Here is a 26,946-nt window from a genome sequence, read left to right as displayed (position 1 = left end):
CATGACGCAATTGAATAATTTCCTCTCGTTCTCGCAAGAAGTGCTAGCCGCGCGCGCCGCCGGCAAGGCCATCGTGGCGCTGGAATCGACCATCATTTCGCACGGCATGCCGTATCCGCAAAACGTGGAAATGGCGCGCGAAGTGGAACAGATCATCCGTGACGGCGGCGCCGTGCCGGCGACCATCGCCATCATCGACGGCAAGATCTGCGTGGGCCTGTCGCCCGAGCAGCTGGAATTGCTGGGCACCTCGCCCGACGCCATGAAGGTCAGCCGCCGCGACCTGCCGTTCGTCCTGTCGCAGCGCAAACTGGGCGCCACCACCGTGGCCGCCACCATGATCTGCGCGGAACTGGCTGGTATTTCCGTATTCGTTACGGGCGGCATCGGCGGCGTGCACCGCGGCGCGGAAACGAGCTTCGACATTTCCGCCGACTTGCAGGAACTGGCGCAAACGTCCGTGGCCGTCGTCTGCGCGGGCGTCAAATCCATCCTCGACATCGGCCTGACCCTGGAATACCTGGAAACCCATGGCGTGCCCGTCATCAGCGTGGGCCAGGAAGGTTTTCCCGCCTTCTTCACGCGCGAAAGCGGCTACAAAGCCGATTTCCGCCTCGACACGGCCGCCGAGCAGGCGGCCTTCATCGGCACCAAGTGGCAGCTGGGCTTGAAAGGCGGCGTGATCGTCAGCAACCCCGTACCGGCCGCCCAAGCCATGCCCAAGGAAGAGATCGATGCGATCACCACGCAGGCGCTGCAGGAAGCCGACGCGGGTGGCGTGAAGGGCAAGCAAGTCACGCCATTCCTCTTGTCGCGCATCAAGCAACTGACGGATGGCCGCAGCCTGGCGACGAATATCGCCCTGGTCAAGCACAATGCCCAGGTCGGTACGGCACTTGCCATTGCCATGCAGGCAGTCGTGGCACGATAATAGGACTGCTGTAAAGAAAGCGCGCATGCCTGCATCAAGGTCTGCGCGCCGTTCCATCGCCAAGCACCACGCAACGCCAAGGAAAGCATGTCCATCGATCTGAAACAGTTAAAGTATTTTCTTGCCGTTGCCGAGGAGAAAAGCTTCAGCCGCGCTGCCGAGCGCCTGCATATCTCGCAGCCGCCCCTGAGCCAGCAGATCATGAAACTGGAAAGCGAACTGGGCGTGCGCCTGTTTGCGCGCACCACGCGCACTTTCGAGCTGACCGTGGCGGGCAAGGCGCTGATGAACGAGGCGGCCGACCTGCTGGCCAAGATGCGCATGACCATCGACACCATCCGCCAGATCGACCGCGGCGAAGTGGGCCGCTTGCGCGTGGGCATCGTCGGCTCGGCCATGTGGGGCCCCATCCCCAGCCTGCTGGAAGAATTCCAGACCAAATTTCCCCGCGTCACCTGGACCATCCATGAATTCGGTCCCACGGTGCAATACGAAGCCTTGCGCGCCAAGCAGATCGACGTGGGTTTCTGGCGCGAACCCAAGCTCAACGACGACGACTTGCGTCACGACAATCTGCGCCAGGAACTGTGCTTCCGCGAAAACGTCTGCGTGGCCGTCAATGAACACCATCCGCTGGCGAAAAACACGGCCATCGAACTGATCGACATCGCCCACGAGCCGATGCTCACCCTGAACCTGGATAAATCCGCGTTTCCCCGCTACCTGGTGCAATGCTGCATCAACGCCGGTTTCGAACCCGTGATTTTCCAGGAAGCGAGCGAGCCGCAAACCCTGCTAGCCATGGTGGGCGCGGGCCTGGGCGTGACCCTGGTACCGGAAACGACGAGCCGCATCGGCTGGCCCGGCGTCGTCTTCCTGCCCATCAAGACCAATCCACCGTCGGCCAACCTGTATATCAGCTACACCACGCTGGACGACGCACCTGTCGTGCGGGCCTTTTTGAATATCATCAATCCCCCAGCTAATTGAGGCAAAGCCTCAAGCATCACCAAGCAACGCTAAGCCCAAACGCCGCAAGACCGGGGGCGGCCCTTCGTTTTGGGTTTGCATTCCAATTTATATGACTTTCATATAAATAATTAAACAAAAACGTATTTGTCATACATATCTGGCATGATGCATAGTGATTCGGACGCCCATCGCGGCGCCGGTCCCGTGCTTGCCCTGCCCGTCCATTGACGGCGCATCCCAGCCCGCTCCGGCAGCCCCATTCGATGTTGTACCTATAAAAGAGACGGGGCGCGACTGTTGCATGAGCATCACACTGTCGACATAAAAGCAGCCAAGGCCAGCAATGATCTTGTGCAATACAGTGCAATGTTGATAAGGAATTATCACCTCGTGCATCAAAAACAGGCTAAATCGGCCCCAAATTATATGTTTCACCTATAAAAAATATACAATATCGATCTTCCAGGAGCCAATTCATGAAACTTACACAATTTAGTTTGACGATCGCAGCCGTATTTCTGACTGCTCAAGCGTCCGCGGCTACCCCAAAACTGGGTGTCGTGTATGACGCGGGTGGCAAGTTCGACAAGTCGTTCAACCAATCCGCTTTCGAAGGCGCATCGCGCTTCAAAAAAGACACGGGCATTTCCTTCATCGAAGTGCAGGCATCGAGCGATACGCAGGCTGAACAAGTCATGCGAGGCCTGGCCCGCAAGAAACTCGACATGATTGCCGCCATCGGCTTTGCGCAAACGCAAGCCGTGCAAAAGGTCGCCAAGGAATTCCCGAACGTAAAATTCGTGCTGATCGATGGCCAGGCCGCCGGCAGCAACGTCAATTCCGTCGTCTTCAAGGAAGAAGAAGGCTCCTACCTGGTGGGCGTGGCTGCGGCCATGGCCAGCAAGAGCAAGAAGGTCGGCTTCATCGGCGGCATCGATATTCCCCTGATCCGCAACTTCGCCTGCGGCTACGCGCAAGGTGCGAAGGCCGTCAATGCGAAGATGGAAATCACGCAAAACATGGTCGGCACCACGTCCGGCGCCTGGAATGACCCGGCCAAGGGTGGCGAACTGGCCCGCTCGCAATTTGAGCGCGGCGTCGATGTCGTCTTCGCCGTCGCTGGCGGCAGCGGCATGGGTACCCTGCAAATGGCCAAGGAAAAAGGCAAGCTGGCCATCGGCGTCGATTCGAACCAGAATCACCTTTATCCAGGCAGCATCCTGACCTCGATGGTCAAGCGCGTCGACAACACGGTCTACGACAGCTTCATGCAAGTCAAGAACGGCACCTGGAAGGGCGGCGTCAGCTATAAAGGCTTGAAAGAAGGCGGCGTGGATTGGGCGCTCGACGCGAACAACCGCAAGCTGATTACGCCGGAAATCGAAAAGCGCGTGTTGGGTGCGCGTAAGGACATTATCGATGGCAAGATCAAAGTGATCGATTACCGCGTCGGCAGCAGCTGCCCGGTTTAATTTTTCTCCGTATCTTTTAGCGCGCCGCCGGGGCCAGTCTCCGCGCGGCGCGTTTCCATGAAACTATCCAGTTATGAACCTATGCAGCCAGCAGTAGAATTTCGCAGCATTTCCAAGCAGTTTGGACATGTGAAGGCGAACGCCGACGTCAGCTTCTCCATCGCCAAGGGCAGTATCCATGGCCTGGTGGGGGAAAATGGCGCCGGCAAATCGACCTTGATGAGCATCCTGTACGGGTATTACCGTGCCGACGGCGGAGAAATCTTGCTCGACGGAAAAGTACAGCCTATCCGCAACAGCCAGGAAGCGATCAATCTCGGCATCGGCATGGTGCACCAGCACTTCATGCTGGTCGAGAACTTCACCGTCCTCGACAATATCATGCTGGGCACGGAAGGCGGTTTTCGCCTGGCCAGCCACCGCACGGAAGCGGAAGCCAAATTGCGCGAAATTTGCGCGCGCTACCGCCTCGACGTCGACCCGCTGGCAAAGATCGAAGACCTGTCAGTCGGGGCGCAGCAGCGCGTGGAAATCCTCAAGCAGATTTACCGCAGCGCCAATATCCTGATCCTCGACGAGCCGACGGCCGTGCTGACGGCCCAGGAAACGGCATCGCTGTTTGAAATCCTGCGCCTGTTCAAGGAACAGGGCAAGACCATCATCCTGATCACGCACAAGCTTCAAGAGATCCTGGAAATCACCGACAACGTCACCGTCATGCGCGGCGGCACGGTGGTGGGCGCCGTTGCCACGGCGACTACCTCGAAAGAGGAACTGGCCAACATGATGGTCGGCCGCCCCATCCAGAGCCATCTGCCGCGTGCGCCGTACAATCCGGGCGCCACGGTGCTGGAAGTGGACGGTTTGCAACTGGCCGACGAGCAACAGGTGAAATTGCTGGCCGACATAGGCTTCAAGCTGCGCGCCGGCGAAATCGTCGCCATCGCGGGCGTCTCCGGCAATGGCCAGAGCGAGCTGCTGGAAATTTTGTCGGGCATGCGCTTGCCCACTTCGGGCAAGCTGCGCTTCCTGGACAAGGACTTGCCGTTTGCCAAGCGCACTGACGCCGACGGCTTGCCGCTGGCCTTCCGCGAACTGGGTATCGCCCACATTCCGGAAGACCGCTTGCGCGATGGCGTGGTGAAAAATTTCTCCGTCATGCAAAACACCATCCTCGGCTACCAGGATCACCTGAAAAACCGCTGGGGCCTGTTCAACTTCAAGGCCATCGGCGCCCGCTGCGCGGAACTGCTGAAGACTTTCGATGTGCGCCCGGCCAATCCGGACCTGCGCATCGGCCTGCTGTCGGGCGGTAACCAGCAAAAGGTGGTGATCGCGCGCGAAGTGCTGGCCAAGCCGAAACTGATGCTGGTGGGCCAGCCCACGCGTGGCGTCGACATCGGCACCATCGAAAGCATCCATACGCAATTGCTGGCCCTGCGCGACGCGGGCGTGGCGATCCTGCTGGTGTCCGTCGAACTGGAAGAAGTGCGGGCGCTGGCCGACCGCATTCTCGTCATGTGCGGCGGACGCATCACCGGCGAACTGAAAATTGAAGAATTCGATACCACCCGCATCGGTCTGTTGATGGGGGGAATGCATAAATCATGAATAACGACTTGCCACGCTGGGCGACAGCCTTTGTCATGCCCATGTTAAACCTGCTGTCGGCCTTGCTGGTCGCCGCCCTGGTGATTTATATGCTGGGCGAAGATCCGGCCGAATCGCTGGGTATCCTCGTCAACAGCGCCGTACTCAATCCGGAAGGCTTGAGCTACACCCTGTTCTACGCCAGTACCTTCATTTTCACGGGCCTGTCGGTCTCCGTGGCGATGCAGGCCGGCCTGTTCAATATCGGTTCCGAAGGCCAGATGTATATCGGTGGCCTGGGCTTGACGGTGGCCATGCTGGCCTTCGACCAGACCCTGCCCGCCTGGCTCCTGATTCCCGCGGCCATGATCGGCGCGGCCCTGTTCGGCGCGCTGTGGGGTTTCTTGCCCGGCTATCTGCAAGCCAGGCGCGGCAGCCACATCGTCGTCACCACCATCATGTTCAACTTCATCGCCGCCAGTCTGATGAACTTCGTGATCGTGAAGTACCTGATTCCACCGGGCGAACAGAACACGGCCAGCCGCGTGTTTGCGGAAAGCGGCGAAATGCCGCGCCTCTCCACCTGGTTCCCGTCGCTGGGCGACACGCCGCTGAACATCAGCTTTATCCTGGCAATCGCCGCGCTGGTGATCTATGGCGTGATGGTCTGGCGCTCGTCGTGGGGCTTCAAGCTGCGCGCCACGGGCTTGAACAAGCATGCGGCCCACTATGCAGGCGTGTCGATCAGCAAGATGATCATCATCGTCATGCTGATCTCCGGCGCGCTGGCGGGCCTCGGTTCCGTCAATTCCATCATGGGTTCGACGCATTATCTGTCGCTCAATTTCGTCGGCGGCGCCGGTTTCATCGGCATCGCCATCGCCCTGATGGGCCGCCAGCATCCGGTCGGCATCTTCCTGTCGGCCGTGCTGTTCGGCGCGCTGATCCAGGGTGGCTTCGACCTGTCGCTGGAGAAACCGAATATCCCGACGGAAACCTTCATTTTCATCCAGGGCTTGATCATCCTGTTCTGCGGCGCCATGGAAAACTTCTACGCACCGGCCATTTCCGCCCTGCTCAAGCGCACCAAAGGCTAACACCATGACACTCGACGACTTTCAATTCGCCAGCATCCTGGTATCGACCGTGCGCAATGCGCCCGTCCTGATCTTTGCCGCCATGGCCGGCCTGTTTGCCGAACGCAGCGGCATGATCGACATCGGCCTGGAAGGCAAGATCCTGGCCAGCGCTTTTGCTTCCGCCGCCGTGGCCTACACGACGCAAAACCCGTATTACGGCATGGCTGCCGGCATGCTGGTGTGCGTCGCCCTGGCCTTGCTGCAGGCCTATGTCAGCATCACGCAGAAGGGCAATCAGCTGGTGGCGGGCATGGCGATCAATATCGCCATGAGCGGCCTGACGTTTGTGCTGGCGCAATTTTTCTTCCAGCAAGGCGGCCGCACGCCCGACCTCGGTTCGGCGCGGCTGTTTGACGTGGTCTTGCCGGGCACACAGTACGTGGAGCACATTCCCTTCATCGGCTGGGTATATACCCATCTGATCGGCGGCCACTCCATCCTCGTCTACGTGGCCTTCCTGCTGATCCCGCTGGTGCACTGGCTGCTGTACCACACGCGCTTCGGCCTGCGCCTGCGCGCCTGCGGCGAAAACCCGCATGCTGCCGACTCGGCCGGCGTGAGCGTGGAAGCGACGCGCTACCTGGCCATGCTGGTGGCCGGCATCCTGTGCTCGTTCTCGGGCGCGTATCTTGCCATCGTGCAAAGCGGCTTCTTCCTGCGCGACATGTCAGCCGGCGCCGGCTACCTGGCCCTGACGGCCATGGTGTTCGGCAACTGGCGCCCCGTCTATACCTTCCTCGGCTGTCTGATGTTCGGCTTCTTCGCCGCCATCCAGATCCAGATCGAAGGCGTGGACTTGCCGGTCGTGGGCCGCATCCCCGGCTCGCTGATCCAGATGGTGCCGTACGTGGTCACGGTGATCGTGCTGGCGGGCTTGATGGCGAAATCCATCGCGCCGAAAGCCATCGGTATCCCATTCGTCAAATCTCGTTAAATTTCAACGAGCGAATGCAAAAGCGAAGCCCGCGGGCTTCGCTTTTTTTATGCCTGTGGAATCTCGTCCAGCGAACAATACACGGGCAACCCCAGGCTGCGCGCTACAACCACCATCTGGTCCGCTCCGCCAGACGCACCGCCTATCCTCAGCACGGCATCGCAGTGACTGAGCAGGCGCGTCGCATGTGCATGGAACAGTTCCTCATACACAACATCGCCCACCTGACGCGAACCAGCCAGCGCCAGCATGGGCAAGGCCAGCCATTCACCAAGCACGGGCATGTGCCCCTTGGCGTACAGGGGCAGGCAGACGGCTTGCATGGCCGCGACATTCGCCGCCATCAGGGCGGGATCGTCGCCCGTGCCGGAACGGTAGGGACCGGCAATCAATATCTGCATACCCTGCTTGACTGGCATCAAGTGCAACTGCGCATGCTGCAGCAGCATGATGGTCTTGCCATCGCAGATGCGTCCATCGGCCACCATCTGCAGCGCTTGCGCCAGCGGCAGCTCCAGCACCTCGATATCCTCGCCTTCATGCGCCAGGCCGCCACCATCGCCGATGCGGCTGGCGGGGTCGTACTCGGCAACAAAGAAATGCAAACGCTCCGTCACGGAACCGGGGCTCATGAAAGCCTGGAAGATCTTTTGTACCTGCCCCACCCGGTAACCGGTTTCCTCTTCCACTTCGGCGCGGATGCGCTGCTCCGCGCTGGCCTCTTCCAGCAAGCCGGCCGCTGATTCGATCAGAAAACCATCGTGGCCTTCGCGGTAGGTGGGAAAGCGGAACTGGCGGATCAGGATCACCGTGCGCTTGATTTTGTTGTAGAGCAGGATGGTGGCGCCATCGCCCCGGTCATAGGTTTCCCGCGTCTGCGTCTGCCATTCGCCATCGCGGCGCAGATAGTCGAACGTGGTCTTTTGCAGCAGATACCAGTCGTGCGACAGGGTCTGCACGCCCTGGATGCGTACCCGTTCCTGACTGCTATTTTCTTCGCGCATAGTGTCTCCTTGTCCTTGTCCTTTTCGACTTTATCATGCAAACTCGTGCAATATCAAGAAAATACAAGAAAAATCATGCTGACACATCAACGCAAACAATACCTGCTGAACCTGCTTCAACGCGAAGGCCAGATCGTCGCCAGGGCCGTCAGCGATAGCCTGGGCTTGTCGGAAGACACGATACGGCGCGACCTGCGCGAACTGGCGAAAGAGGGTTTATTGGAACGCGTGCACGGCGGCGCCCTGCCCTTGCTGCCGCGCTCGCCCGCGCTGGCGCCATTTGCGGGGCGCGAACAGATATCACCCGAAGCCAAGCCCGCCATCGGCCGCGCGGCGGGCGCCATGATACAGACGGGGCAAGTGGTATTTCTCGATGGCGGCACGACCGCCGTGCAACTGGCGCGCCAGCTGCCACGCGACTTGCGCGCCACCATCGTCACGCACAGCCCGTCGATTGCCGTCGAACTGGTGAATCATTCTGGCATCGAGGTGCTGATGCTGGGCGGGCGCCTGTACAAGCACTCGATCGTGGGAGTCGGCGCGGCGACAGTGGAAGCCATCGGCCGCATCCGCGCCGACCTGTATTTCATGGGCGTGTCCAGCCTGCATCCGCAAGCGGGCATCACCACGGGAGACCATGAAGAAGCGTGCGTGAAACGCGCCCTGAGCGAGGCGTCAAGCCGCACCGTCGTGCTGGCGTCGCCGGAAAAGTTCAACACGACCTCGCCGTTCCAGATCGCGCCCTTGAGCCAGGTCAACGATATCATCGTGCACCGCGACGTGGACGACGCCCTGCTCGCGCCCTACCGCGAGATGGGAATCAGCGTCACCCTGGCATGAAAAAAGCGGCCCGCAGGCCGCTCTCGCATGACATCTTTATTGCGGCCAAATCGATTGCAACACGGCGGCCAGGTGATAGCCGCCCGCGATCAGTTGCTGCTTCGCCAGCGCCGAGCTGGGCACGGGATAGTTGTCCGGCACCGTCAAGGCCCACACGTTATAGACATCGCCCTTGCGGCTGGTCTGTTGCGTGGCGGGGCCGGCCACCACGTCCGTGAAAGCAATCTTTGACGCCGCCAGCGAGGCATCGGCCCACTGATACGGCCAGGTGGCGGGGTCTCCGCTATTGGCGCTCACCACAGGCGCGCTGGCGATCACGGTACGCGCAAACTGCTGCGGCGTACGCGTGCTCAGGCGGCGCATGGCGTAATCGACCACGGTCGTGTCCCAGTAGGAATGCAGGGGCTTGGTGGGCGACTTCGGATAGCTGCTGGCAGGCTTGGCTGCGCCATCCTCGGCGGGCAGCGGCGCGGGAATCACGGCGTCCGACAGTGCCGTCATCTTCGCATCGTCGAGCAGCAGATCGTTGCCGCCGCGTGCGTTGAAAATGGCGACGTCGTCAATCTGCGCCTGCGTGGCGGGCACGAAAAACTGGCCATCCTTGCCGAGAAACGCATTGCCCACATGCAATGGCTGATGGATATCGCCCACCAGGTGCGTGATCAAAATCAAGGCTACACGCTGGCTGAAGCCGTGCGGATTGCTGGCCGCATCAGCCTTGCCTTGCAACACCAGGATCGCCTGCTTGAGCGTTTGCACGATATCGTCGTCGGCCGTGCCCACGCCATGGTCATGGTAGTGCGCGTTCTGAAAAGGCACGTTCGTGTAATGGTATTCGCCATGCTTGGGGTTCGCCGCCACATAGCTCAGCATTTCCGGCGTTTGCGGGCCGCAATACGTGCCCTTCACGCAATCGGGCCAGTTGGCGATCTTTTCCAGGCTTTCGCCAGGCAACAGCAACTTGGCCACTTGTGCCTGGGCGGCGCTACCCTTGAGCAATTGATCGGCGATGGCGCCCACGGCACGGTGGCCGTCGTTGCCCCACGCCAGCACATTACCGGAAGCGAAAGCGGAGCCCAGCGCCAGCACGCAGAGTAATTTTTTCATGTTCACCATTACTCCTTGCCTTGCGGCGCGGCCTTGGCCGGTTTCGGATACTGCTTGTTGATGTCGATAGGCTGCGCATACGCCGAACTCCACGTCTGCTCATGCAGCGCGGCAATGCGCTGCGCCATGGCGTCGTTGCGCAGCACCACTTCCAGGTTGCGCGACAAGTCAAAATAGCCGCCCGCCCAATTGCTCGTGCCGACCCAGGCCAGCTTGCCATCGATGCTCATGGTCTTGCTATGGATCACGCGCGCGAAGGGAATGAAACCCGTCGAAGCGGCAGGAATCGTCACGATGCGGATTTCCACGTTCGGCACCAGGGCCAGGCTTTTCAAGTAGGCGATGGCGGGCGCTTCCGTGTTCCAGGCCGACACCATCAGCTTGATTTTCACGCCGCGCTGGGCGGCTGCACGCACGGCGTTGTCGATCAAGGCGTAGTACGGGCGCGTGCGGTTCGGGCCGTAGGACAAGGGCGCGTAATCGAGCAGCTGGATGCGCACTTCGATTTTCGCTTCCGCCAGCAAGGCGGGCAAGCCCGTTTCCGAGTCGCCCACGCCAGCCGGGTTGTACGCATTCGGGCTGGCCAGCAAAAATGCGTTTTGCGCATAGTTGGCCGGCACCACCTTACTGTTGAGCACCGTGGCGCGGCTGCCTTGCGACGTCAATGCCTGGGCTTGCCAATCCTGCTCGAAGATGGCTTGCACCTGGCTCACCATGGCGGGCTCGGTGATTCTCAAGCCCGTCTCATGGATGTGCTCGAACGAGCGCCAGTCGAAATTCTGGCTGCCGATGTACGCCACCTGGCCATCGACGGCCAGGTATTTCGCGTGCACGATGCCGTTGCCCGTGATTTTATTGAAATCGATGAGGCGCAAGTCCAGATTCGGAATCGCCTTGATCCGGGCGATGGTCGCCGCCTCCGACAGGCCCACGCCCTTCTGGTCCAGCAGGAAGCGGATTTTCACGCCGCGCTGGCCGGCGGCCGTCAAGCTGGCCAGCACTTTTTCAAAAGCCGTACCCGGCTTGCTGACGGCATAGAACTGGGCGATGACGATCTCTTTCTTGGCAGAATCGAACAGCTCGCTCCACACGGCAACGGGCTCGCGCAGGTCGGGATTGGTCAAGCTCGTTTCCACGGGCGAAGTGTGCACCAGCTCAAAGCCGGGAATGGTGAAATCGGCGTGGGCCGTGCCCGCGAACAGGGTAGTGACGAGCAGGGAAACAGATAAACGACGCATGGTTATTCCTTGTAAATTATTTGACACGTACGATGCGGCCGGCCGCCGTGGCGCTGCCAGCCGGCTTGCCGGCGCGCGCGCGGGCTATCAGGTAATTGCTGAAAGCATCGATGTCGCGCACGCCCGTGTCCAGGCGGCGCGTGCCCGCTGCCAGCACGCTGAAACGGTCGCCGCCGCCAGCGAGGAAACTGTTGGCGGCGACACGGTATTGTTGATTGTCATCAATAGGGCTGCCATTGAGCATGATGCTGCCTGGCAGCACGCGCTGCCCCTGGGGACGTGTACTGTCCCAGCGATAGCTGAAACCTTCGGACACTTGCAGCAAGTTGTTATCTTCCGCTTCGGCACCCGGCCATTGCTGTTCGAGCAAGGTACGGATTTGTGCGCCGGAAAGACTCACGACGATCAGGGTATTGCCGAACGGGACAACTGCCTGGTTCTGGCCCACGTTCGTCATCAGGTCGGCGCCCGCTTCCAGGTCCTTACGAATGCCGCCATTGTTCATCAGGCCAATTTGCGCGCCAAAAGCGCGCGCGCCGAACAAGGTGCTGTCGGCCACCAGATCGCCCAGCGGGGATGCGCCGCCGCCTTTGGTGCCGCGGCCCACATTCGGCACGGCGATGCTGGCCACGGGACGCGACAATTCGGCCGCACTGCGCTGCTTGACCGATTCCAGGTAAGCTGCCACGGCCGGGTCCGGCTCATACATACCTGGCAGCATGACGACGTTTTGCGCGCTGGCATCGACGACGGCATTCTTGAGGGGATCGACCTTGAGCTTGATGCGCGTCAACATGTGTCCGCCCATCTGCGCTTGCGTCACGAGGCGGCCATCGACACGGCACAGATAGCCCTGGTGCGAATGGCCGCTGATGACCAATTGAATGGCCGGGTCGAGGCGTTTCACCACGTCGACCACTTCGCCCTTCAAATGGCTGCAATCGGCCTGGTCGACGGCTTCCTTCGTCTCGCCGCCCTGGTGCAACAGCACGACGAACACGCCCACGCCTTGCGCGCGCAACTGCGGCAAGGTGGCGTTGATGGCGTCCGCTTCATCGCCGAACTGCAGGCCGGCAATGCCGGCGGCCGTCACCACGGACGGCGTATCTTTCAACACGGCGCCAATCAAGCCCACCTTGACGCCATGCGCCTCTTCGATGCGGTAGGCGGGCAGCAGGGACTTGCCCGTTTGCGTGTCGATGACATTGGCCGCCATATAGGTATAGCTGGCGCCCTTGAAGTCCGGCGTGAACTTGCAGGCCTTATCCGCGCGCGCGGAGTCGCAGCCGCCGCGCTGCTGGCGCAGCAATTCCGCCTTGCCCTGGTCAAATTCATGGTTGCCGACCGAACTGGCCTTCATGCCCAGCATGTTCATGGCGACGATGCTCGGTTCGTCCGCCCACAGCGCCGACATGGCGGGGCTGGCACCGACCAGGTCGCCATTGCCGACAAAGATCAGTTGCGCATCTTCGCGGCGCCACGCCGTCAGAGCGCCAGACAAGGTATCGATGCCGCCGGCCTGTACCGTCCTGCGCTCCGCATCGGCGACGCTCGTGTAGCTAAATTTGCTGCGCTCGAGGTTGCCGTGAAAATCGTTCAGGGCGACCAGGTTCACTTCAATCGGGCCACTCGCGGCAAGCTGCGGCGCGGAAGCAAAATTGCTGCAGGCAGACAGGGACAGAATCAGCGCCGCGCTGGCGACCGGGGTGCGTAGGAAGTGAGCCATGGAATGATATTTGTCAAAAAGAGGAAAGAGTAAACCATCTGGTCTATAAAAAAAACGGCTGGTGTCGCCACCAGCCGTTTTCAACTTGCCAAGCTACGAGGCAACTACGACATTAAAATTCGTACTTGATCGTGGCTTGCAGTGCCCATTGCGATTCGCCTTTGGTTTGGCGCGTTTCCGTGCCTTCCGTCACCGGACGGGTGTTATAGATATAACGGCCCTGTGGGTCGATGCCAACAAAGTCGACAAAGCTGCGTACCTGGCCACCTTGCGCTTGGAAAGCAACTTCGTTGATACGTCCCCATTTACGGTTGATCATATTACCAACGTTCAAGATATCAAAAGTAAAGATACCTTTATTACCTTTAAAGAAGCCCGGCACCTCCTGGCTGAAACGCACATCAAAGCTGTTGGTCCATGGAGAGAAGCTATCGTTACGGTGAGTAACGCCGCCAGCGGCCTTGCGCAAATCGCCATTGCTGTTCACAACTTTCCAGAATGCCGCTTCATTGGCTGCGCTCTCAGCTGCAGTTTTGCCGTAGAACGCCACTTCGCCCGAGCCTGGTGCTTTTGGAATGTACATCAGGTCATTGCCACCAAGGCCGTCGCCGTTCAAGTCATTATTGAAGGTCCAGCTATATGGCTTACCGCTACGGCCTTCGTAGAACAGACCGAATCCGGTCTTGTATTCGCCAAAGAAACGCTTTTGCCAATTCACGTTGGCAGTAAAGCGGTCCTTAACCATGTAGTTCGAATTCGAGGCAACGTTTTCGTTCGGGTTGAACGAAGCACGGCCACCCCAGTTCGAACTGGAAGTCGACGAGCTCAGCGGCGACACTTCGGTAGCGTCCGTGTAGGTGTACGAAGTACCCCACGAGAGGCCACTACGCATTGGACTGCGCAGCGACAGTGTCAGGATATTACCTGCGCCTTTGTCGGTCTTGGTTGCCATCAGTACCTGGCCAAATGCGGCATTGTTACCGGCTTTGGTATCAGCACGGCAATCAGACTTTCCTGTCAGGGCACCTTTGCTCACATCCCAGCACTTGTTCAGGTAAGCATTCGCTCCCCAGTACAATGCACGGCCATCCGTACCAGTCTTGGTCGGCGCACCCAGATTCAGCTCCTGATAGTAGATCGCATCCTTGGTTTGCGTGCGCATGTATTCCGCACCAAACACCAGGCCCATCCATGGCAATTCATGCTCCAGCGCCAGATTACCCTTCCAGACAGAAGGTTGTGCCAAATCGCTGCTCAGCACATCAACTTTCATGGCAGGGACAGTGGCGCCAACGTTCCTAGGTTGGTTCAAGGGATCGGTACTGAAGAAACCGTCGTTCGTAGGGCATGCTTTACCGGTTGAGCTGCAGGTATAGTTCAGCGTGGCCACACCCGTATTTTGGTATGGATTACCCAGCCATACAGCCATGGCTGCACCTTGGAACAGACCGAAACCACCGCGCACCTGTGTTGGGCGCGCCGCGTCGAGCTTGTAGTTAAAGCCCAGACGTGGCTGAACCAGGTTTTCACCATCGATCGTATGCGTATTATCGATGCCAAATCCACCTGTTTGACGACCACCGACGACAGGGCCTACAGGCTGAGCTGCGATCGCGTTGCGGATTGGTTTTTCACCGATACGCGTACCGTCGACGCGCAGACCGGCCATTACAGTCAGCTGCTTGTTGACATTCCAGCTGTCTTGCACGAACAGGCCGATATTTTTCAGCGTGAAGCGGGCAATCGCATTATCGAGCGAACCGCCAGCGACCGGCGCCTGCAGCGTGTAGGAAGCAGGACGCCCCCTCCGGAAGTTTTCCAGGATTGCAGCTTGCTGTTGAGCAACCGTTGCCTGTGTACAGTCCAAGGCGCCAAACGAGTAGCTGAGACCAGTCACGCAACCAAATGTATAGTTACCATTGACGTTTTGCAAGAAGGCGTTATAGACCTTGGTTGCGTTATAGTCAGTACCGAACTTGATTTCATGCTCACCCAACGACCACGTGGCACCGACATAAGCGTCCAGCGCCTTGTTATTCAAGACGTTCTTTTGACGGCTCGATTCGGTACCGAAATTCAGGTAACGGTCTGCAGTACTCAAACCGGAAGGCGAGCCAATTGGCGCGGCGCCAGTAAATTTCAGGCCTATAGATGGAAGATTGGCATTGTTCTGCGGCACACTATCATATTTGCGCGTCGAGAATTTCACTTCGGTCGAGAAAGTCGGCGTCCACTCGGAGGTCCATTGGGCCACCAGGGTCTCCAAGCTCTTGTTCTGGGCATACCAATACGAACTCAGCGACAAGCCATCTTTCGTGAAGCCAGGGAAGATTGGTTCCGACTGTTCAGTCTTCGAGTAGCGCAGCATCATCCGCTGGGTATCGGTCAAGTTCCAGTCCAACTTCAACAGCTTTTCAGTGGCTGTGAATTCGGTGCCACCAGGTACTGCCGACGTACCGATTGGGATGCCGTAGGTATTCTGGCCAATCGCAATGGCACTATCGATAGCCGCTTGTGGAATCGTCACGTTGGTCAGCGCGCTGCCAATTGGACCAAACGTCGGCGAGCTGCGGCTGCTGCTGCTCTTTTCGTAGTTTGCAAACAAGAACAACTTGTCTTCAATCAGCGGGCCGCCCAGGGTGATACCCTTGGTAGTGTCTTTCGATTTCGGTGGCGCATAATATTCGCCAGTTGTGTCGTTGTAGCGATCACCAGCCATCTTGTCATTACGGAAAACATAATAGACACTACCCTTGACCTTGTTAGTACCGGACTTGGTCACAGCATTGATATTGGCGCCCGTGTAGCCTTTTTGTGTCACGTCATAGTTGGCGACGTTCACTTGCACGGACTGGATGGCTTCGATCGAAATCGGCTGTTTACCGGTAGCAGTACCGGAAGCCTCAAGGCCAAAGGTATCGTTCACGGCTACGCCGTCAATCGTCATCGAGTTGTAACGCGAGTTCTGGCCGGCAACGGAAATCTCGCCACGATCCTTGTCCGTTTGCGACAGGCGCGGATCAGCACGTGCATAGTCCTGCAGGCTACGCGAGATAGATGCCTGGGAAGCCAGGTCTGCCGAGCTGATATTGGTACCAGCTCCCATATTGTTGCGGTTGAAAATCTGTGCACGCACGCCAGAGCCAACCACACTAACCACTTGCATCGGTGCGCCCAGGGTGGCATCGACGTTGGCTGTTTCAGCCAAGTCCACAAAAACGTTTTCACGTTTTTCCACTTCACCGTTCTTGGTGATGGTAATCGTGTAAGGACCGCCGGCACGCAGGCCGCGCGCAACATAACGGCCTTCTGCATCGGTGGTCACGTTGCTGGCCGAACCGGACTCAACGTGAACGATATTAACTTGCGCGCCAGCTGCCGGCTTGCCGTCAGTGGCCGAGATACGGCCGCCAATGGAAGACGTAGTGTTCTGTGCGAACGATGGTGCCGCTGCCAGTGCAATAGACAGGCTCAACGCGATTTGCGTTAGCCGAAGTCGCTTGTGATTGATCATCTTTAATCCCAGAAAAGACTATTATTTTTTGAAAATCCCCGATTGCCTCACCGCCCGGCTGCGCCGCACAGCAACACAAACACAAGATCTCCTCTTTACGATGCTGCAACTGTTACGCCGGCGGGACTGGCTGCGGTCCTGACAAGACCATCACAAAACGCCGCTCCACACATCACAGCTATTCCTATCCAGACAATAACGGCGGAAAAACTGCATCCAATCCGTACGACCCAGGGCGCTAGCACCTGTGTCATTCATCCGACATGCTTACCCGGCTAACATGGCAAGCCGCGAGTGTAATTGTTAAATATTTCAAGACTGTGACACGGCGGTAAAATACAGAAGAATGTCGTCATTTAGCTGCGCGACTGTTTGTTTCATTCTGCATCTCACCTTTATTTACTGCAAATACCCATCTTCATACGATATCGCCCAGATGAATTGTGACTTTTTAATATCACCTTCATCCCACTATGCATCATCAAAAAATGGATGACAAATACGATTTTTTTTACATATTTATATATTTAAAATATAAATAGCATAGGGTAACTAGCTGGATTGATATCGTACTGACAGCGTCCGGGCTTATGGCGCGTGATTATAAATGAGCAATATGTACTTGAAATTGATTCATCCAGGAAATTGGATAAAGTCGTGTATCTGCCGTTAATTGTGTCGCATGGCCGCCACAAAATTAACAGAAAAACACTATAGGAATTTGAGAAGGTAAATGGAAAACGGCCGGAATATCCGGCCGCCCTGAAAGTATCAGTTGTGAACGTCGTGCAACTTACGGTTTTCTGCTCTTGCCCACCTTGTCGGCCGCGGCAATTTGCGCTTCAAAACGGGTGAAACGGACATCGAGCGCTTTCAGCAAACGTTGCTTGTCCGCTTCCGCCAGGAAGGAATAACGCAGGCTGTTGTATGACAGCTTTTTGATTTCCGCATAATCGGTCTTGTACTGGCTGGCAAACAGCACATACTCATTCGACAGGGTATTGCGCGAGACGCCCGCGTCATCGGTGGAAATCACGAACGGTACGCCATATTTACGGTACAGAGTGATCGGATGAGCCTGCCCCTTGATACCGAGAATGTAATCGTTGCTGGTCAGATTCACTTCTACGGGAATGCCCCGTTCGCGCATCTTTTGCATGGTCGCCAGCGCATTGCGCTCGTAGGCGATATCCATGCCGTGGCCGATGCGGTCGGCACCCGCCACATCGATGGCTTCCGCGATATGGAACGCCATGCCTTCCGGCGGCACCATGCCCAGCGCCAGCTCACCGGCGTGCAAGGCGATCTTGACGTTCGGATACTTTGCCTTGAGGAACTTGAACATTTCCATGTGCAGGCTGTAATCGCGCATGGACACGTTCACGCTTTCCTGGCCCACGATATTCACGCCCACCAGCAGCGGATTCAGGCTCGCTGCCTTGAACGCGGCCACCATGGAGGAGAACACTTGCGATGGCGACAGGAAACGCAGCACATACGCCTGGTAACGCATGGTGAAGTTGGCATCGTCGATGCCGGCGCTGCTGGTGTTGACGTTGTCGTTATAGGCGCTGATGCTTTTCTGGAAGCTGGCATCCTGCTCGAGGTTCTGCGTCCAGTTGGCCAGCACGGCGTGCAACACTGCCGGCTGCAAGCCCGGCGCCAGCACCTGCTGGTCGAACTGCGTGTTTTGCACGAATGGCGACAGCTCGAAAATCGTCTCGATGTAACTGAGGTTTTCCGCGATGGCGCGCTGCTTCAGGGTTTTCAGGCCGTCGGCCGTATTGGTCGATGCGACGGGGCCGAAGTAGCCAAAGGTATCGAAGAAGGTGCGGTCCGGCGGCGTCTGGATGGCGCCGTGGTTATAGAAATCCTTGGTCGACCAGCGCTGCAGCAATTGCGCATACAGTCCAGCGTCGGCAAACACTTCCGTGGACGACAGGCATCCACGCTGCGCGGCCGGCTTGGCGCGCTCGGCTGCCACGACGTCCTTGTTGCTTTCGATGCGGTACGTCGTCTTGTTGACGCAATAGTTTTCCTTGTCGACCCAGTCGAGGAATTGCTCGGCGTAAATGGCGCCCGAGTAATGGTGATGCAAATCACCGCCCTTGGGCATCATGGAAAAAAACAGGCTCAACTCGGCTGTCTTCGGCTGCGCGCCCGACACCAGGGCGGCAAAATGGCGCGCGGTGGCCGCTTCATTGGAAGACGGTGCGGCCTGCGCCGTTCCGGTCAAGGCCAGCGCGGCGCCAAGCGCCAGGCCAGTGAGTTTTATGTGCATTCGCGTTCTCGCTCAGGATAATTCGTATGGAACAACGGGTAGGTCAGCCCTGCCCCCGCACATGCACGCATTGCCCGCCTGAATAGGTGGCAGCCACGGCGCGGTCGTCGCCCAGCAGCGCAAAGGCAAACAGCAATTCCTCCAGGCTTTGACAGCCGGCCGTGCGGCGCTCGAGCAGCGGCGTCGATTGCTTATCGAGCACGATGAAGTCCGCTTCCGTGCCAGCCGAAAAATTGCCCAGGGTGCCTTCCAGTTGCATGGCCCGCGCGGCGCCCAGGGTCGCCAGATAAAACATGCGCAAGGCGGGCAGATAGCTGCCTTTCAAGCGTGCTACTTTATAGGCTTCGTTCATGGTTTGCAACATCGAGAACGAGGTGCCGCCACCCACGTCGGTCGCCAGCGACAGCAGCACGCGCGCCGCATCGGCCCGCTCGAAATCGAACAGGCCGCTACCGAGGAATAGGTTTGATGTAGGACAAATGGCGGCCGCCGAGGACGTTTCCGCCATGCGCGCGCGGTCGCGCTCGTCGAGCCAGATGCAATGGCCGAACATGGCGCGCGGGCGCAGCATGCCGTACTGGTCATACACGTCGAGGTAGCTGCGCGCCTGCGGATGCAGTTCGCGCACCCAGCGGCACTCATCCTCATTTTCCGACACATGCGTCTGCAGATACGTATCCGGATAGGCGCGCGCCAGTTCGCCCGCCAGGTACATCTGCTCATTCGTCGAGGTGGGCACGAAACGGGGCGTGATGGCATACAGCGAGCGGCCATGCTTGTGCCAGCGCCGGATCAGCTCTTCGCTTTCGCGCGCGCCCGACTCGGCCGTGTCGCGCAGGAACTCGGGACAGTTGCGGTCCATCATGACCTTGCCCGCCACCATGCGCAAGCCGCGCGCCTCGCTGGCGCCAAAGAACGCGTCCACCGATTGCGGATGCACGCTGCCATATACCATCGCCGTGGTGGTGCCGCAGCGCAGCAGTTCATCAAGGAAAAACTCGGCCACGTTGCGCGCATGCTCGGGATTCTCAAACGCGCGCTCGGTGGGAAAGGTATATGTTTCCAGCCATGGTAACAAGCCCGGCGCGGGCGAGGCGATCATTTCCGTCTGCGGGAAATGCAAATGCGTGTCGATAAAGCCCGGCACGATCAGCTTGCCCCGGTAATCGACGATATGCGTGCCAGGCGGCAAAGTCGCTTGCAGTTGCGCGTAATCGCCAGCCGCCACAACCTTGCCATCGGACACGATCAGCAAACCGTCCGCATGCCAGGCGTGCGCCTCCTCGGTGAAAGCAGGATCGGCGTGAAAGTGCAGCAAGCTGGCACGGTAAGCTTGCAATGTGGCGGGAACAATCGGCATGACTTCTTTCTATAACGGGTGAATGGCGGCGCGTGCTGGGCGGCGCGGCGGTGCGCTGGCAGAGGCCAGACGCAGCGGTGCGGCCAGGGCCGCGCTGGCGGCTTGCTCCCACACCATGAGTAATTGACAGGCAACGGAGGCGGCGATCACGGCCGGGGCCTTGTTGCGGATGCCGGGCATGCCGATCGGACACACGATGGCGGCAATGCGCTCGTCCGGCACGCCGCGCGCCTGCAGGCGGTGCTCGAATTGCTTGCGTTTCGTGTGCGAACCGATCAAGCCGAACCAGCCAGCATCCTCGCGCTCCATGATGGCTTGCGTCAAGCGCTGATCCAGCGCATGGCTATGCGTCATGACGAGAAAACTGCCGCCCGGCGGCGCCATGGCGATGAATTCCTCGGGCGTGTCGGTGGCGGCGATGCGCACATTACTTGGCAGCCCCGCCGGCAACGCTGCGGGAAACATGTCTTCGCGTTCATCGACCCAGGTAATATTGCAGGGCAAGTGGGCCAGCGCACGCACGATGGCGGCACCCACGTGACCGGCGCCAAACAAGGTCAGGTGCGCGCGCGGCGCCAGGCAAGGGTCGACCAACCAGCGCCGCCCCTTCCCATCCTGAGCGACATGGGTGCTGCGTTCACGCGAAAACGTGTCAGGCGCCTGGCCTGGCGTGCCGGCGATCAAGCTACCGGCAGCGTCGAACAGCGCCGAGGCGGGTTCACCGTCGAGCGCAGTCAAACGCCAGCTGTCTTGCTGGCGGCGTTCGCGCAAGGCGGCCAGCACACCTGCCAGGCTGGCATCGACATATTCAAAAGCCAGGTGGACGACGCCGCCGCAGCATTGTCCGAGGCTGGGGCCCAGCGCAAAACGCGCGAGCCGCGCATGGGTATCTGCCGTGGCCAGCATGGTGTTGGCGATTTCCACGGCACGCAATTCCAGGTGGCCGCCACCGATGGTGTCGACCTGGCCATCGAGGCTGACGCGCATCTTCGCGCCCGCTTCGCGCGGGCCGGAACCTTCCACCAGGGCGACCGTCACCAGCACGGAGGCCTGCGTGTCATTTTCGATTGCTGTCAGCCAGTCGCTCATTCTTTGCTCCTAGGCGCCGGCATGCGCCGCTTGCACGGCCATCACCGCCTTGAGGATTTCCTCGCTGGTGGCAGGGGCATTCAGCGGTGGTTGCACGGCATGATGACCCACGCTGGAAATGGCGTCGCGAATAGCAAAGAAGACGGAAAATGGCAACAGCAGCGGTGGCTCGCCCACGGCTTTGGAACGGTGGATGCTGTCTTCCACGTTGCGGTTATGGAACAGCTTGACGCGAAAATCTTCCGGGCAATCCGAAATGCCGGGAATCTTGTATGTCGATGGCGCGTGCGTCATCAGCTTGCCCGCCGCATTCCACCACAGCTGCTCCGTCGTCAGCCAGCCCATGCCCTGGATAAATGCGCCTTCCACTTGACCCAGATCAATCGCGGGGTTAAGCGACTGGCCCGCATCGTACAAGGCGTCCGCGCGCAGCAACTTCCATTCCCCCGTCAAGGTATCGACCACCACTTCGGCCACGGCCGCGCCATACGCATAGTAGGAAAACGGATGGCCCGTCATCGTCTTTGCATCCCACGACAAGCCAGGCGTGGCATAAAAGCCGTCCGACCACAGTTGCACCCTAGCCAGATACGCCTTCTGCACCAGTTCAGCAAACGCAACGACATGGCCATTCACATGGATATGGTTATCGAAGAAGCGCACAGCAGCAACGTCGCCGCCATACAGTTTGACCGCGTAATCGGCCAGGCGTTCGCGGATCTGGCGCGCTGCATCCTGCGCCGCCTTGCCGTTCAGGTCGGCACCGGTGGACGCTGCCGTGGCAGATGTGTTCGCCACCTTGCTGGTATCGGTGGCCGTGGCCCGCACTCTGTCCAGGTCCAGGCCCAGCTCGTGCGCCACCACCTGCATGACCTTGGTATTGATGCCCTGCCCCATTTCCGTGCCGCCATGGTTGACCAGCACGGAGCCATCCACATACACGTGAACCAAGGCACCCGCCTGGTTCAGATGCGTGACGTTGAAGGCGATGCCGAATTTCAGCGGCGTGAATGCCAGGCCCTTCTTCAAAATAGGGCTGGCCTCGTTGTAGGCATCGATGGCGCGGCGGCGCGCGCGGTAATCGCTGCTCTCCTCCAGCTCAGCGACGAGCTCGTGGATCACGTTATCGACGATTTTTTGCCCGTACGGCGTGACATTGCGCCCCTCGGCTTCGTTGCGGCCATAGAAATTGAGCAGGCGGATATCGAGCGCATCGCGTTGCAAGTGGCGGGCGATTTCATCGATCACGTACTCGATGGCAATGGCGCCCTGCGGCCCGCCGAAGCCACGGAAAGCCGTGTTCGACTGCGTATTCGTCTTGCCGCAGGCGGCGCGGATATCCACGTCGGACAAATAATAGGTGTTATCGAAGTGGCAAACAGCGCGCGTGGCGACGGGGCCGGACAGATCGGCCGAGTAGCCGGCGCGCGTGGTCATGTCGACCTTGGCGGCAAGAATCTTGCCCTCGTCGTCGTAGCCTACTTCGTATTCATAGTAAAAACAGTGGCGCTTGCCCGTCACCAGCATATCGTCGTCGCGGTCGGCGCGCAGTTTCACGGGACGCTGCAGTTTTGCCGCCGCAATCGATGCGGCCGCCGCCCACAGGGCCGATTGCGATTCCTTGCCGCCAAAACCGCCGCCCATGCGCCGGCATTCGACGGTGATGTTGTGCGAATGCACGCCCAACGCATGCGCCACCACGTGCTGCATCTCACTCGGATGCTGGGTCGAACACAGCACCAGCATGCCCTGCGCTTCTTTGGGGATGGCGTAGGAAATCTGTCCTTCCAGATAAAACTGTTCCTGTCCGCCCACATACAGCTGGCCCTTGACCACGTGCGGCGCGCCCTCGAAGGCGGCCTGGTAGTTACCACGCGTCAATTGCATCGGCGGCAACACATATGATTGCGCGGCCTTGGCCGCCTGCGGCGTCATGATCGCAGGCAATTCCTCATACGATATCTGCGCCAGGCGGGCAGCGCGGCGTGCATGGTCATGCGTGTCGGCCACGACGATGAAGATGGGCTGGCCCACGTATTGCACCAGATCACAAGCCAGGATGGGGTCGTCGTGGATGATGGGGCCGCAATCATTGGTGCCGGGAATGTCCTGCGCCGTGTAGACGGCGACGACACCCTGCGCACTGCGCACGGCCGAGACATCCATGGCCGTGATACGCGCATGGGGCTTTTGCGACAAGCCCAACGCCGCGTGCAAAGTGCCTTGCAGTTCGACAATATCGTCTGTGTACGTGGCTTGTCCCAGCACATGCAATTGCGCCGATTCATGGGGGCTGGGCTTGCCCACGGCGGCCCAGGCGGCCGCTCGCAGTTCAGGCGTGGCAGGATGGTTCATGCTGCTCCTTTCAGGCGCGGCAAGCGTAGGCGTTGACGGCAGTGCGCAGCAAAGGCGCACCAGGGCGTGTTTCCAGCCAGAAGCGGCGCAGCAGGTTTTGCGCCGTCGTCATGCGGTAGGTATTCGACGCGCGCATGTCCGACAGGGGCGCGTAATCGTCGGCCAACAAGCGCATGGCGATGACGAGGTTGTCTTCCGTCCACGACTGTCCCTGCAAAAACGCTTCCGTTTGCGCGGCGCGTTGCGGCGTGGCCGCCATGCCGCCAAAGGCGATGCGCGCATCGATGATGCGCTCGCCGTCGAGCTGGAAGGCAAACGCGGCGCACACGGCCGATATATCCTGGTCGAAGCGCTTGGCCAGTTTATACGTGCGGAAATGCACGTCGGCACGCGGCAAGGGCACGCGCACGGCTTCGACGAACTCGTCGGGCTGCAGATCTTTCTTTTGGTAACCGAGATAGAAGTTTTCCAGCGGCATGCTGCGCTGGCCGCCGGGGCCGCGCAGCACGATCTCGCTGCCCAGTGCAATCAGCCACGGCATCGAATCGCCGATGGGCGAACCATTCGCCACATTGCCGCCCAAGGTACCCGCGTTGCGGATCGGCAAGGAAGCAAAGCGCTGCCACAGTTCCGACAATTCTTGCGGATAGTGCCCACACAGCGCCGCATAGGCATCGTTGAGGCTGGCACCGGCGCCGATGTGCAGCTTGCCATCGTCCACGGCGATGGTTTTTAGGGCTGCCACGTTGCCCAGATAAATGATGTCGCCCAGGTCGCGCAATTGCTTGGTCACCCACAGGCCCACGTCGGTGGAGCCGGCCAGCAGGCACGCTTGCGGCTTTGCCGCGCGCAGTGCCACCAGTTCATCGATGCTGCGTGGTGCGTGAAAGTGCTGGCCGCCGTATTCATAGGTGCTCGCGCTGTCGCGCTGAAGCGCCTGCAATTGCTGCGCCAGGGCATCGCGGTCAAACGCGACACGCGGCAGTTCGCCCATGCGTCTGGCCGCATCGATGATAGGCCGGTAGCCGGTGCAGCGGCACAGATTGCCGGATAGCGTATCGTCGATTTCGCAGCGCGTGGGAGTAGCTCCGTTTTTCTGCAGATACATGCCCCACAGCGACATCACGAAACCAGGTGTGCAAAAACCGCACTGGGAACCGTGACATTCCACCATCGCCTGCTGCACCGGGTGCAAGGCGCCGTCGGGCTGTTGCAAGTCTTCCACGGAAAACAGGGCCTTGCCATCGAGGGTGGGCGTGAGCTGGATGCAAGCGTTGACAGCCTTCATCTCGACCTGGCCATCCACCAGGCTACCGATGACCACCGTACAAGCGCCGCAATCGCCTTCGGCGCAGCCCTCTTTGGTGCCCGTGCAATGCAAATCCTCGCGCAGGTGCTGCAACACAGTCTGCGTAGGGGCGGCATTGCGTACTTCCTGTACGGCACCACGGTAATAAAAGCGGATCGGTTCTGACATGCTGGCCTCGGTATAGTCCCAGTATAGGAGATTAACACCGGCATATGGGACAACTATATGCAAAGACTGATTTTACTTATCATCCAATATCAATACCCATCAAATAGTACAAGGATGTGTCGCATGCCAATGTTCGGCAATATCGATGCGGCGCGTGATCCACACCTGCTCTTGGCGCTGCACATAGTCGAGGAAGCGCGCCAGCGCCGCGGCCCGTCCCGGACGCCCCACCAGGCGGCAATGCAAACCCACCGACAACATCTTCGGCTGGTTCAAGCCGTTCGGATCGCCTTCCGCATACAGCACATCGAAGGCATCCTTCAGATAATCGAAAAACTGCGTGCCAGAATTAAAGCCTTGCATGGCGGCAAAGCGCATGTCGTTCGTGTCCAGGGTGTAGGGCACGATCAGCTGCGGCTGCACGGCGGGCAGGCCGGCGGCATCCGTGTACGCCACTTTCTCCCAGAATGGCAAGTCATCGCCATAATAATCGGCGTCGTAGCGGAAACCGCCGTGCTCGACCACCAGTTTGCGCGTATTCGGCGAATCGCGCCCCGTGTACCAGCCTTGCGGGGCGGAACCTGTCAATTCGCGGATGATCTGCACGGCTACACGCATGTGTTCGCGTTCCGTCGCTTCATCCATGTTTTGATAGGAAATCCAGCGCAAGCCATGACAGGCGATTTCATGTCCCAGTTCCTGGAAGGCGGCCACCGCATCCGGATTGCGTTTCAAGGCCATCGATACGCCAAACACGGTCAGCGGCAGGCGCCGCTCCTCGAACATACGCAACAAACGCCACAGCCCGGCGCGCGAACCGTATTCATAAATCGACTCCATGCTGAGGTGGCGTGCAGGAAAAGCGGCCGCACCGATCATTTCCGATAAAAACGTTTCCGAAGCGGGATCGCCATGCAGCACGCTGTTTTCCGCCCCCTCCTCGTAATTGAGGACGAATTGCAGGGCGATGCGGGCCTTGCCCGGCCATTGCGGATGGGGTGGAGTATGGCCATAGCCGATCAAGTCGCGTGGATAATGTTCGTAATTGTTCATGCGGAGGCGCGCCTATAGGAGGACAATGTTGGCTATATGCCCAATCATATAGCCCGGCGCAGTCACCGGTATATGATTTGCACGATAAGCACAGTCATTCACCCTATATACAGGATAGCAAATGGGAAAACTCAGCACGCATGTACTCGATATCGCCCACGGCAGGCCGGGAGCCGGCGTCAAGGTGGCCCTGTTTTCAGTCGCGCCGGAAGGCAAAGTGTTATTGAAGATGGATATGACCAATAGCGACGGCCGCTGCAGCACGCCCTTGCTGGAAGGCGATAGCATGAAAGCGGGCCAGTATGAGCTGGTATTCAATGCAGGCGACTATTTCGCCGCTCAGGGGGTGGAATTGCCCTCGCCCCGCTTCATCGACCTGGTCACCCTGGCCTTCGGCATTGCGCATACGGATGAGAATTATCATGTGCCGCTGGTGGTGTCGCCGTGGTCGTATTCGACTTATCGAGGAAGTTAAGCGACGTTCGACGACAAAGGCAGCGTGCAGCGCTGCTTTTTTTACGCCTGCAAGCCTTGCCAGACAAAGTGCGAGACGAAAAAAAACCCGACCATTTCTGGTCGGGTTTTTCTCTACTGCGAATAACAAGCCTGACGATAACCTACTTTCACACTGGTTGCAGCACTATCATCGGCGCAAAGTTGTTTCACGGTCCTGTTCGGGATGGGAAGGGGTGGGACCAACTTGCTATGGTCATCAGGCATAACTTGTACTGGCGTTTGTCCTCGATGGAGCGACAAAGCCTGAATCTGGAAGAAGCAAAGATTGGGGTAATGAATAGTAGTATCAACAAACTCACAACGTTGTACCGTCTTATCCTCTGTACCTGCTAAGGTTATAGGGACAAG

At 59.1% G+C, this 26,946-nt stretch carries 18 protein-coding genes, 1 rRNA gene and 1 pseudogene; 8 read left to right on the top strand and 12 right to left on the bottom strand.

Going from position 1 to position 26,946, the window contains the following annotated elements:
- Position 1: 1 nt before the first annotated feature.
- The 6 genes from ACQ4WS_RS09420 to ACQ4WS_RS09395 all read left to right on the top strand — a co-directional run bounded on the left by ACQ4WS_RS09420 (position 2) and on the right by ACQ4WS_RS09395 (position 7,038).
- Complete coding sequence (locus ACQ4WS_RS09420; RefSeq protein WP_436475650.1) at positions 2–931, top strand: pseudouridine-5'-phosphate glycosidase; 930 nt, start codon at positions 2–4, stop codon at positions 929–931.
- An 87-nt stretch (positions 932–1,018) separates the two neighbouring features.
- Positions 1,019–1,921 carry a LysR family transcriptional regulator gene (locus tag ACQ4WS_RS09415; RefSeq protein ID WP_436475648.1) on the top strand — a complete coding sequence of 301 codons (903 nt, stop codon included), beginning with the start codon at positions 1,019–1,021 and terminating at the stop codon, positions 1,919–1,921.
- Between the two features lie 458 nt (positions 1,922–2,379).
- Entirely contained in the window at positions 2,380–3,375 is a 996-nt protein-coding gene (locus ACQ4WS_RS09410; RefSeq protein ID WP_436475646.1) for a BMP family lipoprotein, read from the top strand.
- Positions 3,376–3,456: 81 nt separating this feature from the next.
- Entirely contained in the window at positions 3,457–4,986 is a 1,530-nt protein-coding gene (locus ACQ4WS_RS09405) for an ABC transporter ATP-binding protein (RefSeq protein ID WP_436475644.1), read from the top strand.
- Positions 4,983–6,062 (top strand): ABC transporter permease, encoded by a 1,080-nt coding sequence (locus tag ACQ4WS_RS09400; RefSeq protein ID WP_436475642.1) that lies wholly within the window; start codon positions 4,983–4,985, stop codon positions 6,060–6,062. The genes ACQ4WS_RS09405 and ACQ4WS_RS09400 overlap by 4 nt, the downstream gene beginning before the upstream one ends.
- A 4-nt stretch (positions 6,063–6,066) precedes the next feature.
- Positions 6,067–7,038: an ABC transporter permease gene (locus ACQ4WS_RS09395; RefSeq protein ID WP_131688622.1), complete on the top strand. Its 972-nt coding sequence runs from the start codon at positions 6,067–6,069 to the stop codon at positions 7,036–7,038.
- Positions 7,039–7,457: 419 nt separating this feature from the next.
- Here the strand turns inward: ACQ4WS_RS09395 and ACQ4WS_RS09390 are convergent.
- A pseudogene (locus ACQ4WS_RS09390) lies at positions 7,458–8,042 on the bottom strand (NUDIX domain-containing protein); the annotation flags it as partial.
- A 75-nt stretch (positions 8,043–8,117) separates the two neighbouring features.
- On the opposite strand from ACQ4WS_RS09390, the gene ACQ4WS_RS09385 reads away from it, so the two are divergent.
- Positions 8,118–8,882, top strand: coding sequence for a DeoR/GlpR family DNA-binding transcription regulator (locus ACQ4WS_RS09385; protein WP_436475640.1), 765 nt, complete (start codon positions 8,118–8,120; stop codon positions 8,880–8,882).
- Positions 8,883–8,918: 36 nt separating this feature from the next.
- Here ACQ4WS_RS09385 and ACQ4WS_RS09380 read toward each other — a convergent pair whose 3' ends face one another.
- The 10 genes from ACQ4WS_RS09380 to puuE form a co-directional block, all read right to left on the bottom strand.
- A complete protein-coding gene (locus ACQ4WS_RS09380; RefSeq protein ID WP_436475638.1) occupies positions 8,919–9,989 on the bottom strand; it encodes a S1/P1 nuclease in 1,071 nt (356 codons plus the stop codon).
- An 8-nt stretch (positions 9,990–9,997) separates the two neighbouring features.
- Positions 9,998–11,227, bottom strand: a complete 1,230-nt coding sequence (locus ACQ4WS_RS09375) for a phospholipase D-like domain-containing protein (RefSeq protein WP_436475636.1) — start codon at positions 11,225–11,227, stop codon at positions 9,998–10,000.
- A gap of 16 nt (positions 11,228–11,243) precedes the next feature.
- Positions 11,244–12,953, bottom strand: coding sequence for a bifunctional metallophosphatase/5'-nucleotidase (locus tag ACQ4WS_RS09370; RefSeq protein ID WP_436475634.1), 1,710 nt, complete (start codon positions 12,951–12,953; stop codon positions 11,244–11,246).
- A 112-nt stretch (positions 12,954–13,065) separates the two neighbouring features.
- Complete coding sequence (locus ACQ4WS_RS09365) at positions 13,066–16,467, bottom strand: TonB-dependent receptor (protein WP_436475632.1); 3,402 nt, start codon at positions 16,465–16,467, stop codon at positions 13,066–13,068.
- Positions 16,468–17,260: 793 nt separating this feature from the next.
- On the bottom strand, positions 17,261–18,748 hold the full coding sequence (locus ACQ4WS_RS09360; RefSeq protein WP_436475630.1) for an adenosine deaminase family protein: 1,488 nt from the start codon (positions 18,746–18,748) through the stop codon (positions 17,261–17,263).
- Between the two features lie 43 nt (positions 18,749–18,791).
- A complete protein-coding gene (gene guaD, locus ACQ4WS_RS09355) occupies positions 18,792–20,108 on the bottom strand; it encodes a guanine deaminase (RefSeq protein WP_436475628.1) in 1,317 nt (438 codons plus the stop codon).
- Between the two features lie 9 nt (positions 20,109–20,117).
- Positions 20,118–21,197, bottom strand: a complete 1,080-nt coding sequence (gene xdhC, locus ACQ4WS_RS09350; protein WP_436475626.1) for a xanthine dehydrogenase accessory protein XdhC — start codon at positions 21,195–21,197, stop codon at positions 20,118–20,120.
- A gap of 9 nt (positions 21,198–21,206) precedes the next feature.
- Positions 21,207–23,552 carry a xanthine dehydrogenase molybdopterin binding subunit gene (gene xdhB / locus ACQ4WS_RS09345; RefSeq protein WP_436475624.1) on the bottom strand — a complete coding sequence of 782 codons (2,346 nt, stop codon included), beginning with the start codon at positions 23,550–23,552 and terminating at the stop codon, positions 21,207–21,209.
- A 10-nt stretch (positions 23,553–23,562) separates the two neighbouring features.
- Positions 23,563–25,029, bottom strand: a complete 1,467-nt coding sequence (xdhA, locus tag ACQ4WS_RS09340; RefSeq protein WP_436475623.1) for a xanthine dehydrogenase small subunit — start codon at positions 25,027–25,029, stop codon at positions 23,563–23,565.
- Between the two features lie 99 nt (positions 25,030–25,128).
- Positions 25,129–26,082: an allantoinase PuuE gene (gene puuE, locus ACQ4WS_RS09335; protein ID WP_436475622.1), complete on the bottom strand. Its 954-nt coding sequence runs from the start codon at positions 26,080–26,082 to the stop codon at positions 25,129–25,131.
- A gap of 121 nt (positions 26,083–26,203) precedes the next feature.
- Between puuE and uraH the strand changes: the two genes are divergently transcribed.
- The gene (gene uraH, locus ACQ4WS_RS09330) at positions 26,204–26,557 is read left to right on the top strand and encodes a hydroxyisourate hydrolase (protein ID WP_035824942.1); all 354 of its coding nucleotides are present in this window, start codon (positions 26,204–26,206) and stop codon (positions 26,555–26,557) included.
- A gap of 129 nt (positions 26,558–26,686) precedes the next feature.
- Here uraH and rrf read toward each other — a convergent pair.
- A 5S ribosomal RNA gene (rrf, locus tag ACQ4WS_RS09325) occupies positions 26,687–26,799 on the bottom strand.
- Between the last annotated feature and the right edge of the window lie 147 nt (positions 26,800–26,946).

Origin of the sequence: Janthinobacterium leeuwenhoeki, assembly GCF_051380795.1 — a bacterium.
GTDB lineage: Bacteria > Pseudomonadota > Gammaproteobacteria > Burkholderiales > Burkholderiaceae_D > Janthinobacterium.
This window is presented reverse-complemented; position numbering and strand designations above follow the sequence as displayed.

Bases quoted from the DNA above. Each gene is read 5' to 3' on its own strand.
- ACQ4WS_RS09375 (WP_436475636.1), bottom strand. From the start codon at position 11,227: ATGCGTCGTTTATCTGTTTCCCTGCTCGTCACTACCCTGTTCGCGGGC.
- ACQ4WS_RS09400 (WP_436475642.1), top strand. From the start codon at position 4,983: ATGAATAACGACTTGCCACGCTGGGCGACAGCCTTTGTCATGCCCATG.
- ACQ4WS_RS09420 (WP_436475650.1), top strand. From the start codon at position 2: ATGACGCAATTGAATAATTTCCTCTCGTTCTCGCAAGAAGTGCTAGCC.
- puuE (WP_436475622.1), bottom strand. From the start codon at position 26,082: ATGAACAATTACGAACATTATCCACGCGACTTGATCGGCTATGGCCAT.
- ACQ4WS_RS09360 (WP_436475630.1), bottom strand. From the start codon at position 18,748: ATGCACATAAAACTCACTGGCCTGGCGCTTGGCGCCGCGCTGGCCTTG.
- ACQ4WS_RS09410 (WP_436475646.1), top strand. From the start codon at position 2,380: ATGAAACTTACACAATTTAGTTTGACGATCGCAGCCGTATTTCTGACT.
- ACQ4WS_RS09385 (WP_436475640.1), top strand. From the start codon at position 8,118: ATGCTGACACATCAACGCAAACAATACCTGCTGAACCTGCTTCAACGC.
- ACQ4WS_RS09405 (WP_436475644.1), top strand. From the start codon at position 3,457: ATGCAGCCAGCAGTAGAATTTCGCAGCATTTCCAAGCAGTTTGGACAT.
- uraH (WP_035824942.1), top strand. From the start codon at position 26,204: ATGGGAAAACTCAGCACGCATGTACTCGATATCGCCCACGGCAGGCCG.
- xdhB (WP_436475624.1), bottom strand. From the start codon at position 23,552: ATGAACCATCCTGCCACGCCTGAACTGCGAGCGGCCGCCTGGGCCGCC.
- xdhC (WP_436475626.1), bottom strand. From the start codon at position 21,197: ATGAGCGACTGGCTGACAGCAATCGAAAATGACACGCAGGCCTCCGTG.
- ACQ4WS_RS09415 (WP_436475648.1), top strand. From the start codon at position 1,019: ATGTCCATCGATCTGAAACAGTTAAAGTATTTTCTTGCCGTTGCCGAG.
- ACQ4WS_RS09380 (WP_436475638.1), bottom strand. From the start codon at position 9,989: ATGAAAAAATTACTCTGCGTGCTGGCGCTGGGCTCCGCTTTCGCTTCC.
- ACQ4WS_RS09365 (WP_436475632.1), bottom strand. From the start codon at position 16,467: ATGATCAATCACAAGCGACTTCGGCTAACGCAAATCGCGTTGAGCCTG.
- guaD (WP_436475628.1), bottom strand. From the start codon at position 20,108: ATGCCGATTGTTCCCGCCACATTGCAAGCTTACCGTGCCAGCTTGCTG.
- ACQ4WS_RS09370 (WP_436475634.1), bottom strand. From the start codon at position 12,953: ATGGCTCACTTCCTACGCACCCCGGTCGCCAGCGCGGCGCTGATTCTG.
- ACQ4WS_RS09395 (WP_131688622.1), top strand. From the start codon at position 6,067: ATGACACTCGACGACTTTCAATTCGCCAGCATCCTGGTATCGACCGTG.
- xdhA (WP_436475623.1), bottom strand. From the start codon at position 25,029: ATGTCAGAACCGATCCGCTTTTATTACCGTGGTGCCGTACAGGAAGTA.